The organism is Dokdonella sp., from assembly GCF_019634815.1.
Taxonomy (GTDB): Bacteria; Pseudomonadota; Gammaproteobacteria; order Xanthomonadales; family Rhodanobacteraceae; genus Dokdonella_A.
In genome coordinates, this window is the sequence record NZ_JAHCAP010000004.1 from 144,802 (window position 1) to 160,271 (window position 15,470).

14 protein-coding genes and 1 tRNA gene are annotated in these 15,470 nt (G+C 65.6%); 9 read left to right on the forward strand and 6 right to left on the reverse strand.

Annotation, left to right across the window (positions count from 1 at the left end; genetic code table 11):
• Window positions 1-16: 16 nt before the first annotated feature.
• Together fdxA and KF759_RS03815 are read right to left on the reverse strand one after the other, a co-directional pair.
• Window positions 17-340 (reverse strand): ferredoxin FdxA, encoded by a 324-nt coding sequence (fdxA, locus tag KF759_RS03810; RefSeq protein WP_291223070.1) that lies wholly within the window; start codon window positions 338-340, stop codon window positions 17-19.
• Between the two features lie 119 nt (window positions 341-459).
• Window positions 460-535 (reverse strand) — tRNA-Glu (locus KF759_RS03815).
• A 74-nt stretch (window positions 536-609) separates the two neighbouring features.
• Between KF759_RS03815 and pcnB the strand changes: the two genes are divergently transcribed.
• From pcnB to panD, 5 genes are all read left to right on the forward strand, one after another.
• A complete protein-coding gene (gene pcnB, locus KF759_RS03820) occupies window positions 610-1,986 on the forward strand; it encodes a polynucleotide adenylyltransferase PcnB (protein ID WP_291223071.1) in 1,377 nt (458 codons plus the stop codon).
• Window positions 1,979-2,482, forward strand: coding sequence for a 2-amino-4-hydroxy-6-hydroxymethyldihydropteridine diphosphokinase (folK, locus tag KF759_RS03825; protein ID WP_291223072.1), 504 nt, complete (start codon window positions 1,979-1,981; stop codon window positions 2,480-2,482). The genes pcnB and folK overlap by 8 nt, the downstream gene beginning before the upstream one ends.
• 57 nt (window positions 2,483-2,539) lie before the next feature.
• Window positions 2,540-3,355, forward strand: a complete 816-nt coding sequence (gene panB / locus KF759_RS03830) for a 3-methyl-2-oxobutanoate hydroxymethyltransferase (protein ID WP_291223073.1) — start codon at window positions 2,540-2,542, stop codon at window positions 3,353-3,355.
• Window positions 3,355-4,203, forward strand: coding sequence for a pantoate--beta-alanine ligase (gene panC, locus KF759_RS03835; RefSeq protein ID WP_291223074.1), 849 nt, complete (start codon window positions 3,355-3,357; stop codon window positions 4,201-4,203). Before panB ends, panC begins: the two co-directional genes overlap by 1 nt.
• A gap of 362 nt (window positions 4,204-4,565) precedes the next feature.
• Complete coding sequence (gene panD / locus KF759_RS03840; protein WP_291223075.1) at window positions 4,566-4,946, forward strand: aspartate 1-decarboxylase; 381 nt, start codon at window positions 4,566-4,568, stop codon at window positions 4,944-4,946.
• Window positions 4,947-4,977: 31 nt separating this feature from the next.
• On the opposite strand, the gene queG is transcribed toward panD, so the two are convergent.
• Window positions 4,978-6,039 (reverse strand): tRNA epoxyqueuosine(34) reductase QueG, encoded by a 1,062-nt coding sequence (gene queG, locus KF759_RS03845; RefSeq protein WP_291223076.1) that lies wholly within the window; start codon window positions 6,037-6,039, stop codon window positions 4,978-4,980.
• Between the two features lie 50 nt (window positions 6,040-6,089).
• Between queG and KF759_RS03850 the strand changes: the two genes are divergently transcribed.
• The 4 genes from KF759_RS03850 (at window position 6,090) to mutL (ending at window position 11,400) form a co-directional block, all read left to right on the forward strand.
• Complete coding sequence (locus KF759_RS03850; protein ID WP_291223077.1) at window positions 6,090-7,580, forward strand: NAD(P)H-hydrate dehydratase; 1,491 nt, start codon at window positions 6,090-6,092, stop codon at window positions 7,578-7,580.
• The gene (tsaE, locus tag KF759_RS03855; RefSeq protein ID WP_291223078.1) at window positions 7,577-8,068 is read left to right on the forward strand and encodes a tRNA (adenosine(37)-N6)-threonylcarbamoyltransferase complex ATPase subunit type 1 TsaE; all 492 of its coding nucleotides are present in this window, start codon (window positions 7,577-7,579) and stop codon (window positions 8,066-8,068) included. The genes KF759_RS03850 and tsaE overlap by 4 nt, the downstream gene beginning before the upstream one ends.
• A gap of 83 nt (window positions 8,069-8,151) precedes the next feature.
• On the forward strand, window positions 8,152-9,522 hold the full coding sequence (locus KF759_RS03860) for an N-acetylmuramoyl-L-alanine amidase (protein WP_291223079.1): 1,371 nt from the start codon (window positions 8,152-8,154) through the stop codon (window positions 9,520-9,522).
• Between the two features lie 75 nt (window positions 9,523-9,597).
• Window positions 9,598-11,400, forward strand: a complete 1,803-nt coding sequence (mutL, locus tag KF759_RS03865) for a DNA mismatch repair endonuclease MutL (protein ID WP_291223080.1) — start codon at window positions 9,598-9,600, stop codon at window positions 11,398-11,400.
• Window positions 11,401-11,415: 15 nt separating this feature from the next.
• Here the strand turns inward: mutL and KF759_RS03870 are convergent, their stop codons facing one another.
• From KF759_RS03870 to dapA, 3 genes are all read right to left on the reverse strand, one after another.
• Entirely contained in the window at window positions 11,416-12,984 is a 1,569-nt protein-coding gene (locus tag KF759_RS03870; RefSeq protein ID WP_291223081.1) for an APC family permease, read from the reverse strand.
• A 120-nt stretch (window positions 12,985-13,104) separates the two neighbouring features.
• Entirely contained in the window at window positions 13,105-14,589 is a 1,485-nt protein-coding gene (locus KF759_RS03875; RefSeq protein ID WP_291223082.1) for an aldehyde dehydrogenase, read from the reverse strand.
• Between the two features lie 4 nt (window positions 14,590-14,593).
• Window positions 14,594-15,463 carry a 4-hydroxy-tetrahydrodipicolinate synthase gene (dapA, locus tag KF759_RS03880; protein WP_291223083.1) on the reverse strand — a complete coding sequence of 290 codons (870 nt, stop codon included), beginning with the start codon at window positions 15,461-15,463 and terminating at the stop codon, window positions 14,594-14,596.
• Window positions 15,464-15,470 lie beyond the last annotated feature (7 nt).

Here is a 15,470-nt window from a genome sequence, read left to right on the forward strand (position 1 = left end):
CGTGCCGCAAGGGGCTTCAGCGCTGCAGCAGTGCGCGCTTGTCGGGTTTGCCGTCCCATTCGACGGCATCGGCAGGCGCTTCGATGCGCTCACTCAGCACGGGCCAGAGTTTGGCCAGTTCGGCATTGAGCGAAATGAAGACTTCCTGCCCGGCAGGCACGTCATCCTCTGGATAAATTGCATGCGCCGGGCACTCTGGTTCGCACAAGGTGCAGTCGATGCATTCTTCGGGATCGATCACGAGGAAATTCGGCCCGGCATGAAAACAGTCGACCGGACAGACCTCGACACAGTCGGTGTACTTGCACTTGATGCAATTCTCGGTGACGACGAAGGGCATGACGGCTGGGTTCGATCCGGTTTTCGGCTGCGGGATCGCCGGCGGAAACGCGGCCGACGCTGCGCGGATGCGGCCATTTCGGGCGATCGATCCGATCGTTCCTGGCCGCGCGCTGCGACTGGCGCTCCCTACGAGGTTCGAACTCGTGTTCCCGCCTTGAGAGGGCGGTGTCCTGGGCCACTAGACGAAGGGAGCGTCTTGGGAATCGCGGGGCCGCGTAGTATAACGAATGCGCAACGAGCGGCAACGTACCCGATGGCGAGCAGCGGATGACCCCCAACATCGATGATGGACCCGCGCCTGAACAAGGTGCCTTTCGCGTCATTCCCCGCTCACAGCATTCGCTCTCGCGCAAGAGCATCTCCACCGGCGCGCTGCGAGTGCTCTATCGCCTGCACGAGGCGGGGTTTCGCGCCTGCCTGGTCGGTGGTGCCGTACGGGACCTATTGCTCGGCAACCGACCCAAGGACTTCGACGTGGCCACCAACGCCACGCCCGAACAGGTACGCACGCTGTTTCGCAATTGCCGGTTGATCGGACGTCGTTTCCGCCTCGCCCATGTGGTGTTCGGGCGCGAGATCGTGGAAGTCGCGACCTTTCGTGGCAGCAGTGACGATGGCAGTGGTGACCGCCACCTTGTTGATGGTCGGCTGGTGCGCGACAACGTCTACGGCACGATCGAAGAAGATGCGGTTCGCCGCGACTTCACCGTCAACGCGCTGTATTACGACATTGCCGATTTCTGTGTACTTGACGCGATCGGTGGCATGGAAGATCTGCAGCGGCGCGAGTTGCGTCTGATCGGTGATCCGCAGCAGCGTTACCGCGAGGATCCAGTGCGCATGCTGCGCGCGGCTCGCCTGGCAGGCAAGCTCGGTTTTTCAATCGAGGCCGCCACTGCCGCGCCCTTCGCCGCGCTCGGCTCGTTGCTTGACGAGGCATCGCCCGCGCGCTTGTTCGATGAATCCCTCAAGCTGTTCCTCGGTGGTTATGGTCTGGCGAGCTTCCACGCGCTGGAGCGGTACGGTCTGCTCGATCGCGTGTTCCCGGCCACCGCACGCGCGCTGCGCGGTGAACACGCCGCGCTGTTTCGCGTACTGGTCGAACAGACCTTGCGCAACACCGACGAGCGCGTGCGTGCGGACAAACCCGTCACGCCGGCCTTCCTGTTCGCGGCATTGTTGTGGGAGCCGGTGCGCGCACAGACACGCGCTGCGATCGAGGCCGGCACCGAGCCACTCGCAGCCTGGGCGCAGGCGAGTGCGCGTGTGCTTGGCGAGCAGTCCCGGCATGTGGCGATTCCGCGTCGCTTCACCCTCGCGATCGAGGAAATCTGGGAGATGCAGCCGCGCTTCCTGCAGCGCACGCGCAAGCGTGTGTTCCGACTGCTCGAGCATCCGCGCTTCCGCGCAGCCTACGATTTCCTGGTCATGCGCGGCGCCGAGTCGCCGGAAATCGCCGAGCTTGCCGCGTGGTGGACGCAGGCGCAGGCGCTTAGTCACGAGGAACTGAGTCAGCAACTGGCGGGCGCGCCGGCGGCAGCGTCCGAAGGTGTGGCGAAGGCGCCCGCCAAGCGCAAGCGTACGCGTCGCCGCCGCAAGGCCAAGGCGGCCAGCGCGGCGCCGGTGGCTGAAGGCGGTGAATGAACCCGCAGGCGTTGCCGCCTGGATCGGACTTGGCGGCAATCTCGATGATCCGCGTGCGCACCTGATGGCGGCCTTCGCCGACCTGGCTGCGCTGCCTGTCACGCAACTGATCCAGACCTCGGCGCTGTATCAAAGCGCGCCGTGGGGCGGCATCGAGCAACCTGTCTTCGTCAATGCCGTTGCCCGCTTGCAGACGCAGCTCGCGCCGCGCGAACTGCTCGAAGGCCTGTTGGAGATCGAGCGCCGGCATGGCCGTGTGCGCGACGGACAACGCTGGGGGCCGCGTACGCTTGATCTCGACCTGCTCATGCATGGCGAGTCGATCATTCACGAGGACGGTTTGGAAGTGCCGCATCCGCAATTGGCGCAGCGTGCCTTTGTATTGGTGCCGCTGGCGCAGATTGCCCCGCAATGGCGGGTGCCCGGCGCGGGCACCGTCGCCGAGCTGCTGGCACGCGTGGACGCCAGTCAATGCGTGCCGCTCGACTCGGCTTGAGCTTGCGCAAGCATGCGGGAAATAATGCAGGTTGCCTTCGCCGCACCTGAGCAACCCATGTACGTCAGCGACATCGACAGCCAGCCGATCACCTTGCCCGACCTGCGGCGCTGCAAGCGCGACGGCGTCAAGATCGTGTGCGTGACGGCTTACGAGGCCAGTCTGGCGGCGCGTGTCGACGAGGCCGGCATCGACCTCGTGCTGGTTGGCGATTCGTTGGGCATGGTCGTGCAAGGTCACGCGAGCACCTTGCCGGTGACGATGGATGCGATGGTCTATCACACCACGTGTGTCGCGCGTGGCTTGCGCCGCGCTTTCCTCGTTGCCGATTTGCCATTCATGGCCTATCGCGACGTGCCGACTGCGATGGTCAACGCAACTCGCCTGGTGGCCGAAGGCGGCGCGGCAATGGTCAAGCTCGAAGGTGCCGGTTGGGTCTGCGAGGTCATTGAAGCGTTGAGCAAGCGCGAGATTCCGGTGTGCGCGCATCTTGGCCTCACGCCGCAATCCGTTCACCGCCTGGGTGGTTATCGCGTGCAGGGCCGTGAGCAGGCCGATGCCGATCGCCTGCGCGCCGATGCCCGGGCGGTGCAGGATGCGGGTGCGCAATTGCTCGTGCTCGAATGCGTGCCCACGGCGTTGGCCGCGACGATCGCCCGCGAGTTGGAAATTCCGGTGATCGGCATTGGTGCAGGTGGCGGCTGCGATGGGCAGATCCTCGTCCTGCACGATCTGCTCGGCATCACGCCGGGCAAGCGGCCGCGCTTCGCCAAGGACTTCCTTGCCGGCCGCGGTTCGGTTGTTGCCGCACTCGCCGAGTACGCGCGCGCGGTACGCGGTGGCGAGTATCCCGCAGCCGAGCACAGCTACTGATGCGTATCGTGCATTGCGCACTTGATCTGCGCGCCGCAGTGGATGCGGCGCGCGCGGCAGGGGATTCGATCGCCTTCGTGCCGACCATGGGCAATCTGCACGCCGGTCATCACTCGCTGCTGCACCGCGCGCGTGAGCATGCCGGTTTCGTGGTCGCCAGCGTCTTCGTCAATCCGACCCAGTTCGGACCCAATGAAGACTTTGCCCGATACCCTCGCACGCCGGAGGCGGACGCGGCGGGTCTGGCGGCGCAGGGTTGCGATCTGTTGTTCCTGCCCGGGGTTGATGAGATCTATCCGCTGGGTGCCGAGGCTGCGGTTCGCGTGCACGTGCCGGGCGTGACCGAATCGCTCGAGGGCGCAATTCGCCCCGGTCATTTCGATGGCGTGGCCACGGTGGTGGCGAAGCTGTTCAATCTGGTGAGGCCGGATGTTGCGGTGTTCGGTCAGAAGGACTATCAGCAGCTGCTGGTGATCAGGCGCATGGTGCGCGATCTCGCCTTTCCGCTGGAAATCCTTGCCGCGCCAATCGTGCGCGAGGCCAATGGTCTGGCGATGAGTTCGCGCAACCAGTATCTGGATGCCGCCACGCGCGATCGCGCCGGGGCGATCCACGCGACCTTGCTGGCGATGCAGGCGGCCATTCATGCCGGGACAATGCAGCGTGACCAGATCGAGGCGATGGCATGCGCGCAGCTTGAGCAGGCTGGTTTCCTGCCCGATTACGCGGTGCTGCGACGGGCCGATGATCTGTCCGAACCGGTCGGCGATGAGCGCGCCGGCCTGGTGGCCCTGATTGCGGCACGCTCGGGCCGCACGCGCTTGATCGACAACCTGCTGATCCGCTGATGCGCAGCTCCGGCGTCAAGGCGATCAGGCCCGCTGGCCCGGCCACGCGATCCGCGAATTCATCTTGTTCATCGCCGGTGTAGCTTTTTTCTTTTGTGATGTGGTATTCTCCCCACGTCGACGGATTTTTCCGCAACACTACGGCAAGATCCCAGACAGCAGGGCGCATCGCAGGTAATCGTCACTCCAAGATTGAAACCCTCGCAGCGGATTCGCGCGAGGGTTTTTTTTGCCTTGAAATCATGAACTTGCGCGTGTCGCGGCGGCTGGGTCGTGATTTTGTGCGGTGCCGCGAAAAGCTTTGCTATACTGCCCGGCCCGCAACTGTTGCTTGGATGCAACATCCGCATCGGAATCTCCCCATGCACCTGAACCTGCTCAAGGCGAAGATCCATCGCGCCAACGTCACCCAGGCCGAACTCCATTACGAGGGTTCGTGTGCAATCGATGGTGAGCTCCTCGACCTCTCAGGCATCCGCGAGTACGAGCAGATCCACATCTACAACGTCAACAACGGCGAGCGGTTCTCGACTTACGCGATCCGCGCCGATGAAGGCTCGGGCGTGATCTCGATCAATGGCGCCGCCGCTCACCGCGCGCAGCCGGGAGACATCATCATCATCTGCGCCTACGGCGTGTATGCCGAGGCGGAGGCCGCGCAGCACAAGCCGACCCTCGTCTACGTCGACCGTCACAACAAGGTCACGCACACCAAGCACTCGATTCCAAAGCAGGCCGCCTGAGCGTGCGGGCGCGTCGCGCTCGAGCGACGCATCAGGCCGAAGCCTCGTGTGCATGTCGCGTCAGCGCCCATGCCACATGTTCGCGCACCAGTTCCGACGGATCGTGTTGGCGTGCGTGCAGCGCCGCGATGACCTCCGCGGTTGACGGCGCATTGCCGAGCGCGACCGCGATATTGCGCAGCCAGCCTTCATACCCTGCGCGGCGGATCGCCATGCCTTCGGTGCGGCTGAGGAACTCGGCCTCGGTCCAGGCGAAAAGGTCGACAAGCCTGGCCTTGTCCAGGCCGTGCCGGACACGGAAGTCGGCTTCGCCGGTGGGCTGCGCGAACTTGTTCCACGGACACACCAACTGGCAATCATCACAGCCAAAGATGCGGTTGCCGATCAGCGGCCGCAAGGATTCCTCGATCGCGCCCCGCTGCTCGATCGTGAGATAGGAAATGCAGCGCCGCGCATCAACCTGGAACGGCGCCACGATCGCTCCGGTCGGACAAACCTCGATGCAGCGCGTGCAGGTCCCGCAATGCATGCTCGCCGCGTCATCGGTCGGCAGCGGCAGGTCGGTGTAGATCTCGCCGAGAAAGAACCATGAGCCGGCATCCCGGTTGATGACCAGGCTGTGTTTGCCGATCCAGCCCAGGCCGGCATTGCGCGCGATTGCTTTCTCCAGCACAGGTGCCGAGTCGACGAATACGCGATGACCGAATGGCCCGGTCACCGCGGCGATCCGGTCGGCAAGCTTCTGCAGCCGACCGCGCAGGAGCTTGTGGTAATCGCGGCCGAGCGCATAGCGCGAGATGTAAGCGCGCTCGCCATCGGCGAGCACCTTCCAGCCTTCGTCGATGTCGGTTGGCGCATAGTCCATGCGTGCCGAAATCACCCGCAGCGTGCCCGGTTGCAGCTCGGTCGGACGCGAGCGGCGCGTGCCGTGGCGCTCCATGTAGTCCATCTCGCCGTGGCGGCCAGCCGCGAGCCATTCGAGCAGGTGGGTTTCATCGGCGCCCAGTTCGACATCGGCAATGCCGATTTGCTGGAAGCCGAGTTCGGCTCCCCATTGGCGCAGCTCGGCGACGAGATGGCTGAAGTCGATCATGGCAGCAACGGCAAACACATCACGCGCAGGATGGCCGATAGAATGCGCCGATGGCAAACGATCCGCGCGAACAGGCTCTCTACACCGCGACGCAGGTGCGCCTGATCGACCAGGTGGCAATCAGCCGTCTGCACATCCCCGGCCCGGACTTGATGCGGCGCGCGGCGCGGGCGGCCTACGCCTTGCTGCGTCGACGTTGGCCGCAGGCACGGCGCCTGTTGGTGCTCGCCGGTGGCGGCAATAACGGTGGCGATGCTTTCGAAGTGGCGAGCCTGGCCCTGCACGATGGCCTGGCGGTCGAGGTGCTGGCGCTGACGGCTGCGTCGACCGGCGACGCCGCGGTGATGCGTGCCGGCGTGCTCGCCGCGGGCGGCGCGATCCGTGTGGTTGTGCCGGACGGGAACTTGCCCGAGGCCGATGTCTGTGTCGATGGTCTGTTCGGCAGCGGACTGGCGCGTGATGTCGACGGTGTGGCGCGCGGTCTGATCGAGCAGGTCAACGCGAGTGGCGTGCCCGTGCTCGCGCTAGACGTACCCTCGGGGCTGGATGCCGATCGAGGGATGCCGCGCGCCGTGGCGATGCGCGCGGCGGCGACGATTTGTTTCGTAGGCTGGAAACGCGGGCTGTTCACGGCGCAGGGTGCGGAATACTGCGGCGCACGCGAGCTGGCAAGCCTTGATATTCCGCAAGCGGCCTACGAAGAGTTCGCACCGGCCGCAAGCCTGCTCGATGAAGCAATCTTCAGTGCACTGCCGCGTCGCCGCGCCCATGCGAACAAGGGTGACTGCGGTCACGTGCTCGTGGTCGGTGGTGATCACGGCTTTGGCGGCGCGGTGCAGATCTGCGCGTCGGCGGCGCTGCGCAGCGGTGCGGGACTGGTGAGCGTGGCCACCCATGCGACGCATGTGGGCGCGATCAATGCAGGATTGCCCGAGGCGATGGCGTTGGGCGTCGAGGAAGATGCCGAGCTCGAGATGCTGCTCGCGCGCGCCAGCGTGATCGCGCTTGGCCCCGGTCTGGGGCAAAGCGACTGGTCGCATCATCTGTTCGCTGCGGCGCTCGCCGCAGGCAAACCAGGTGTCGTCGATGCCGACGCACTCAACTTGCTGGCACAGGCGCCGCGGGAATTGGGTTTGCGTTGCGTGATCACGCCGCATCCGGGCGAGGCTGCGCGCCTTCTCGGTTGCGGCGTTCAAGAAGTTCAGGCCGATCGCTTCGAGTCTGCGAAGGCGCTCGCGCGACGCTTCAATGCAATGGCAGTGCTCAAGGGCAGCGGCAGCCTGATCGCCGCGCCCGATGGTCGCATCGCGGTGTGCGGCTGGGGCAATCCCGGCATGGCCAGCGGCGGGATGGGTGACTTGCTCACCGGCGTCATCGCCGCGCTGCTCGCACAAGGGCTCGATGCCTGGAACGCGGCTTGCGTCGCTGTGGCTGCACACGCACGTGCGGGAGATCTTGCCGCTACAGGCGGGGAGCGCGGCCTGATCGCCAGCGATCTGCTGCCGCATTTGCGTGCACTGTTGAACGGAAAGCCGGCGTGAAGACGTACTGCATTCTGCCCGGTCTGGACGAATCCGCACTGATCGCAGTCGCGCAAGGCCTTGCCGATGCGCTGCGCGATGGTGCGGTGGTGTATCTGCGCGGCGAACTCGGTGCGGGCAAGACCACGTTCGCGCGCGCGCTGCTCAAGGCACTTGGTGTGGGCGAGCGAGTCAAGAGTCCGACCTACAGCTTGATCGAGTCCTATCGCGTCGGCGCACTCGACATCCACCATCTGGATCTGTATCGCATTGCCGACCCGCAGGAACTGGAGTGGCTCGGCCTCGCGGAGCTCGCTGCCCCGTCGGCCTTGTTGCTGGTGGAGTGGCCTGAACGTGGCGGCGACGCGTTGCCGGCCGCCGATATCGAGCTGATTTTGAGCCATGCCGATCGTTCGCGCGATCTTGAAGTGCGGGCAGGGACGCGTGGTGGCGATCTGCTCAGGCGCGCCGGCATGACGGCCTGCACGGGCGGCCAAATGTCGAGTTGAGCCTCACGAACATCACGCACCTGTCGGATTTGAAAGGAGAATTCACTTGATTTCCTGCGTACTGTTCGGTTTGAATACACGCCATGTGGGGATTCGGCCGCCATTGCTTGCTCGTGTTCGGTCTGGCTGCATTGATGGCGGGCCAGGATGTCGGCGCGGCTGAAATCAAATCGCTGCGCATCTGGGCCGGTCCCGAATCCACACGCGCGGTGTTCGATGTCTCCGGACCGGTCGACTACAAACTGATCGAACTGAACAAGCCCGATCGCCTGGTGCTGGATCTGCGCACGAGCCGAATCGAGGCGGGCTTCGAGGTTCCGTCGTTCACGCAAGGCTTGCTCAAGGGCGTACGCGCCGGGCGCCAAGGCAAGAACGATGCGCGCGTGGTGTTCGACCTTGCCGATGGCGTGCGCCCCAAGAGCTTCCTGCTCGCGCCCGCCGACAAGTTCGGCTACCGCCTCGTCATCGATCTGTATCCCGCCAGGAACACCAAGCCCGAGCCGGTCAAGAGCGTGGCCGACATCGACAAGGGCAAGCCGCGCAAGGTCATCGTCGCGATCGATGCCGGGCATGGCGGCGATGATCCCGGCGCGACCGGCGCCAGTGGCACGCACGAAAAGAACATCACCCTCGCGGTCGCGCGCGAACTCAAGAAAGTGATCGACGCGGCGCCCGGCATGAGCGCGGTGCTGACCCGCGACGGCGATTATTTCATTCCGCTCGAGCAGCGCTACCTCAAGGCACGCGAAGCCAAGGCCGACCTGTTCATCTCGGTGCATGCCGACGCCTTCACCAACAGCGATGCGCGCGGCTCGTCGGTGTGGGTGCTGTCGCCGCGTGGGGCCACCAGTGAAGCGGCGCGCTGGCTGGCCGACCGGGAGAACCGCGCCGACCTCGTTGGCGGCATCTCGCTCGACGACAAGGACGATACCCTGGCCAAGGTGCTGCTCGACCTGTCACAGGGCGCGACGATGGGCGCGAGCAATGCGGTGGCCGAAAATGTGCTCAAGGCCTTGCGCAAGCTCGGACCCACCCATCGCAGCTACGTCGAGCGCGCCAATTTCGTCGTGCTGCGTTCGCCCGATGTGCCGTCGATCCTGGTCGAGACCGCCTTCATCACCAATCCGAGCGAAGAAGCCCGCCTGACCGATCCGCGGCACCGCGAAAAGCTCGCCGACGCGATCCTCGATGGCGTGCGCGGCTATTTCCGCGCCACCCCTCCGCCGGGCACGCTGTTCGCACAGGAGAACGCACGCGCCAAGCCGGCAGTCAAGCCGGTCGCGGCAGCACCGGCGAGCAGCAAGAAGGCGGCGCGCTATGTCGTGCGTCGTGGCGAAACGCTGCGCACGATCGCCCATGCGCATGGCATCTCGGTGGCGCAATTGCGCGATGCCAACGAGCGCACCGGCGAGCGCCTGCGCGCAGGCGAAGTACTGGAAATTCCGTCGGGCTGAAGTGCGCGGCGGCGCCGTTGGCAGCTGCCGACGGCGGGCTTTCCGCGCGGCCGCTTCCGCTATCATTTGCGCACGATGTCGCGCATCCGTCCGCTGCCCCCCGAACTCGTCAACCAGATCGCCGCCGGCGAGGTGATCGAGCGCCCGGCCTCGGTGGTCAAGGAGCTGGTGGAAAACTGCCTCGATGCCGGTGCGCGGCGCATCGAGATCGAGCTCGAACAGGGCGGGGCGCGCCTGATCCGCGTGCGCGACGATGGCGGCGGCATCGAAGCCGATGACCTGCCGCTCGCGGTGAGCGCGCACGCGACCAGCAAGATCGCCAGTTTCGATGATCTCGAGCGCGTCGCCACGCTTGGCTTTCGCGGCGAAGCCCTGCCTTCGATTGCTTCGGTGTCGCGCTTCGCGCTGACTTCGCGCCGGGCGGGCAATGATCAGGCTTGGCGCATCGAAGTCGATGGTGGCAAGGCGCGCGCGGTGGTGCCGGCGCAGCATGCGCAGGGCAGTTGCGCGGAAGTGCGCGACCTGTTCTACAACCTGCCGGCGCGACGCAAGTTCCTGCGCGCCGAGCGCACCGAATTCGGGCACGTCGAGGACTGGGTCAAGTCGATGGCGCTGGCGCGGCCCGAAGTCGAGTTTCGTCTCGCTCACAACGGCAAGGCGGTGCGCTGGTTCAAGGCGGTGCGCGAAGCGGCTGAACTCGAGCAGCGCCTGAGCGACGTGCTCGGCAGCGAGTTTCCCGGCGCGAGCCTGCGCATCGAGCACGCTGCTGCGGGGCTGCGCCTGCATGGTTGGGTCGGCCTGCCGACGGCCTCGCGTGCGCAGGCCGACCAGCAGTATTTCCACGTCAATGGCCGCCTCGTGCGCGATAGGCTGGTCGCGCATGCGGTGCGCCAGGCGTATGCCGACGTGCTGTTTCATGGCCGCCATGCCGCCTTCGTGCTGTTCCTCGAACTCGATCCGGCATTGGTCGATGTGAACGTGCATCCGGCCAAGCATGAAGTGCGCTTCCGTGAAGGCCGCCTCGTCCACGATTTTCTCTATCGCACGCTCGATGAGGCGCTGGCACACGCGCGCGCGGGTGGCGCGATGGGCGCCGCGCCTGCAGCGATCCCCGAGATGCGCGGGCCCGCCGCAGCGCAAGCGTGGATGCCGACGCAGGCCGGGCTCGGTCTTGGCGTGCGCGAACCACTCGCCGATTACGCCGCCCTGCTGGGACGCGGGCCGTCGCTGCCGCAGTCACCGGACGCAGTGATGCCGGCGTCTGCAGCTGGAACTGTCACCGGCGACAGCGAAGTGCCGCCGCTGGGCTTTGCGCTGGCGCAACTGCACGGCATCTACGTGCTCGCCGAGAACGCGCATGGCCTGATCCTCGTCGACATGCATGCCGCGCATGAGCGCATCACCTACGAGAAGCTGAAGAATGCACGTGCCGGCGAAGGCATCCGCTCGCAATTGCTGCTGGTGCCGCTCAGCGTGGCCTTGAGCGAGCGTGAGGCAAACCTCGTCGAGGAGCGTCACGCCGACTTTGCCGCCTTGGGTTTCGAGCTCGTGCGCAGCGGGCCACAAAGCGTGGTGGTCAAGCGCATTCCGGTCGTGCTCGAAGGCGCCGATGTCGGCCAGCTCGTGCGCGACGTGATCGCCGATCTTGCCGTGCACGGACAGACCCGGCGCATCGAGGAATGCAGCAATGAACTGCTCGCGACGATGGCCTGCCACGGCTCGGTGCGTGCCAATCGGCGCCTCACGCTCCACGAAATGAACGCGCTGCTGCGCGAGATGGAAGCCACCGAACGCTCGGGCCAATGCAATCACGGTCGGCCGACCTGGGTACAACTCGCGATTGCCGATCTCGACCGCCTGTTCCTGCGCGGGCGCTGAAGTTTCGCCCTGTCTTCATTCGTCGCCCGCGGCGAGGATCGCAGGCTGCAGGTGCTGGCCACTGCGGGCGCCCCAGCTGTAGGTGAGAAGGGCGATCGCGCTCACCATGAGCAGATCCCAGGGGTGCGTGATGCTGGCGCGGCCGCCGAACGGGCCGAGCCACGAGGCGAGCATGAGCAGGACATAGAGCGCGATCAGCCACAGCGAGGAGCGCACGTCGGCAATCAGGCCGGGTCGGCGTGCGGGGCTGCGTGCGATCCAGCCGACGTAGCCGACGTACAGCACGATCTGCAGTCCCAGCAGCCACGATACGGTGGTCCAACCCGACCAGAACACGATCAGGCTGGCGATCACGAACGAAGTGGGGCCGAGCACGCCGAAGGCACTGACCTTGAACGGTCGCCGCAGATCCGGCGCGGTGCGGCGCAGCGCGGCAGCCGTCACTGGTGCGACGGCGTAGCTGAGCACGAGCGCGGCCGAGACCACTTCGATCATCGCCGACCAGGATGGAAACGGCAGCGTCCAGAACACCGCGAGCGCGAAGCTCAGCCACAGCGCGGGGCGCGGAATGCCCGATCTCGCATCGATCCGCGTGAAGAGCTTGAAAAACGTACCGCCGCGCGCCCAGCCATAGACCACGCGTGGCGTGGCATTCATGTAGATGTTGCCGGTGCCGCTGGGCGAAACCACGGCGTCGCAGACCACGAGGAAGGCAAGCCAGGTGACGCCGAGCACCGCGGCGATATCGTGGAACGGCAGCGAGAACATCTTGCTGATGCCGCTCCAGCCGTTCGCCAGCAGATCGGCCGGCACGGCGCCAAGAAACGCGATCTGCAACAGCAGGTAGATCAAGGTGGACAGCACCACCGACAGGATCAGCGCAACCGGAATCGTGCGTTGCGGATCACGCACCTCGCTCGCCACGGCCACGATCGGGGTGAGACCGAGATAGGCGAAGATGATGCCGCCTGCCGACACCGCCGCTTCGACGCCGGAAAACCCGGACGGCGCGAAGCCATGCACGGCGAGATTCTCCGGCTTGAAGAACGCGAGCAGCACGAGGATCACCAGCAACGGCACGACGAACTTGAAGAGGCTGATGAGGTTGTTGGCGCGTGCAAAGGTCTTGACGCCCGAGTAATTGAGACCGAAGAACAGCAGCAGCAGCGCAAACTGCAGGCTCCAGCCGAGCGCGCTTGGAGCGTCCGATCCGGCTGCATTCAAGGTCGGGAACCAGGCGGCGGCGTATTGGCGACAGGCCACGACCTCGATCGCGATCAGGCTCGAGAACGCGATCAGGGTCATCAGACCCATGAGGAAGCCGAGCAGGGCGCCATGCGAATAGGCGGGATAGCGCACCGGTCCGCCCGCGTGCGGCAAGGCCGCGCCGAGTTCGCAGTAGACCAGGCCGAGCAGCAAGACAGCGGCCCCGCCGATCAGCCACGACAGAATGCCCGCCGGCCCCGCCAGTGATGCGACATGACTGGCCGAGAACAGCCAGCCGGAACCGAAGATCGAGCCGAGGCCAATGAAGGTGAGGTCGGTGAGGCTGAGGCGCTGCTGAAACTTGCCCGATGACGACATGCGCGTTCTTCCGTAGCAAGTTGAGTGTGGTTCAGAGCGGGCAAGAATACGGCGGCCGGGTTCTTTCGGCTCGCCTTTCCCGAGGCGGCGCGATGGGTAACCGCTCAAGGCGCGCGGCGATCATCGGTTGACGTACCAGATGGTCTTGGTTTCGAGGTATTGGTCGAAGGCTTCGAGGCCGTTGTCGCGGCCACCGAAGCCCGATTGCCGATAGCCACCGAAGGGCGTGGTGATATCACCCTCGGAAAAGCCGTTGACCGACACCGTGCCGGCGCGGATCGCGGCTGCGACGCGCTGTGCACGATGCAGGTTCTGCGTGTAGATCGACGCGGTGAGGCCGTAGCAGGTGTCATTCGCAAGCGCGATGGCTTCCTCTTCGCTGTCGAAGCCCGTCACCGCGAGCAGCGGCCCGAACACTTCCTCGCGGAACAGGCGGTTGCCCGGCGGGACATCGACGAACACCGTCGGCTCGACATACCAGCCGCTGAGGAAGTCGCTGTGGATCTTGCCGCCGGCGATGCGGCGCAGGCCATCAGCACGGGCCTGATCGAGAAAGCCTTTGACCTTGGCCAGATGCGGACCTTCGACCAGCGGGCCGATGCGCACGCCCGGCGCGCGCGGATCGCCGAGCTTCCAGTCGACCAGGCCCGCGACGAGTCGTTCCAGCAGCGCATGCTTGATCGTGTTGTCGACCAGCAGGCGCGAGCCGCAACTGCAGTTCTCGCCCATGTTCCAGAATGCGGCGTTGAGGATTTCGCCGACCGCGGTGTCGAGATCGGCATCGGCGAACACGACTTGCGGATTCTTGCCGCCGCATTCGAGCACGACTTGCTTGAGATTGCTTTCGGCCGCGTACTTGAGGAACAGGCGTCCGACTTCGGTGGAGCCGGTGAAGGAAACGACATCCACATCGGCGTGGCGACCGAGCGCTTCGCCCGCCTCCTCGCCCAGACCATTGACGACGATCAGCGCAGCCGCGGGAATGCCGGCTTCGTGTGCCAGCTCGGTCATGCGCACGGCCGACAGCGGCGTCAGTTCGGCGGGTTTGACGATCACGCTGTTGCCGACGGCGAGTGCGGGTCCGACCTTCCAGGCGTACATCTGTGCGGGGAAATTCCACGGCAATACCGCGCCGACCACCCCGACCGGCTCCCTGACGATCAGGCCGGTGGCCTTGGCGCTGGTCGGCGCGATCCGGCCATAACACTTGTCGATCGCTTCGGCATACCAGCGCAGTGTGTCGATCGTCGCCGGGATGTCGGTGTTCATGCATTCGTCGATCGGCTTGCCGGCATCGATGCAGTCGAGCGCGGCCAGTTCCTCGGCATGCACCGCAAGCAGGTCGCACCACTTGAGCATCGCCGCCTTGCGCTCGCCGGGACTGCGATGTCGCCACGTGCCTGCCTCGAAACACGCGCGTGCGACGCGCACCGCTGCATCGACTTCGGCTTCGCCGCCGGCGCCGAGCGTGCCGATCACGCTGTCGTCTATCGGCGTGCGGTTGATCAGGCCCGCATCGTTGCCGGCGAAGCCCGCGATCAGTTGCGGTGCCCTCAATTCACCACGCGCCGCCCGCGCGAACACGTCCTGCCTGCTCAGTGCCATGGTTTCAGGCTCCCCGCACCAGATCGATGAATTGCTTTCGCTCGGCCGCGTCGAGTGGCAGCAGCGGCAGTCGTACCTCGCCGGCATCGAGCGACGCATTGAGGCAGCCGGCCTTGGCCTTCTGGTTGTAGTCACCCGATTCCATCGAGTGCAGTGCCGGATACATCGCACGCATGAGCTCACGCGCGCGCTCCCAGTCACCGGCGCGTGCGGCCTTGTGCAAGGCCACCTGTTCACCGGGAAACACGTTGGCAGCGCCGGCGATCCAGGCGCGCGCGCCCCAGAAGAAATAATCGATCGGCTGGTCGTCGCAGCCGCAGATCACCTCGAAGTCGGTGAAACCGGCCTGCAGCATGCGCAGCGCCTGACTGAAGTTTCCGCTCGACTCCTTGATCGCGACGATGTTCGGATGGCGGGCCAGTGCCGCGACGGTGTCGAACTCGATGTTCACGCCGGTGCGCGCGGGGAAGTTGTAGAGGATGATCGGCAGCGCGCAGTGTGCGGCAGCCTGCTCGAAATGCGCGCGAATGCCGTCCTGACCGGGCAGGCTGTAGGGCGGCGGTGACAGCATGAGGGCGTCGTAGCCGAGCGCCTTGGCCTGCGCCGCGCGCTCGATCGAACGTCGCGTGGAGAGATCGCCGATACCCGCGATCAAGGTCGCGCGCTGGCCGGCCACACGCTGCACGGTCTGCAACACCAGGCTGCGTTCGGCGTCGCTCAGCGCGTAGTACTCGCCGGTGGTGCCGCAGGCAACGAGGCCGGCGACGCCCTTTCCGAGCATGGCCTCGACCAGGGTTTCGAGTTTGTGCGTGTCGATTTCGCCCTCGCCATCGAAGGGCGTCACCAATGGAACGTAGATGCCATCAAATCGCATGAGTGTC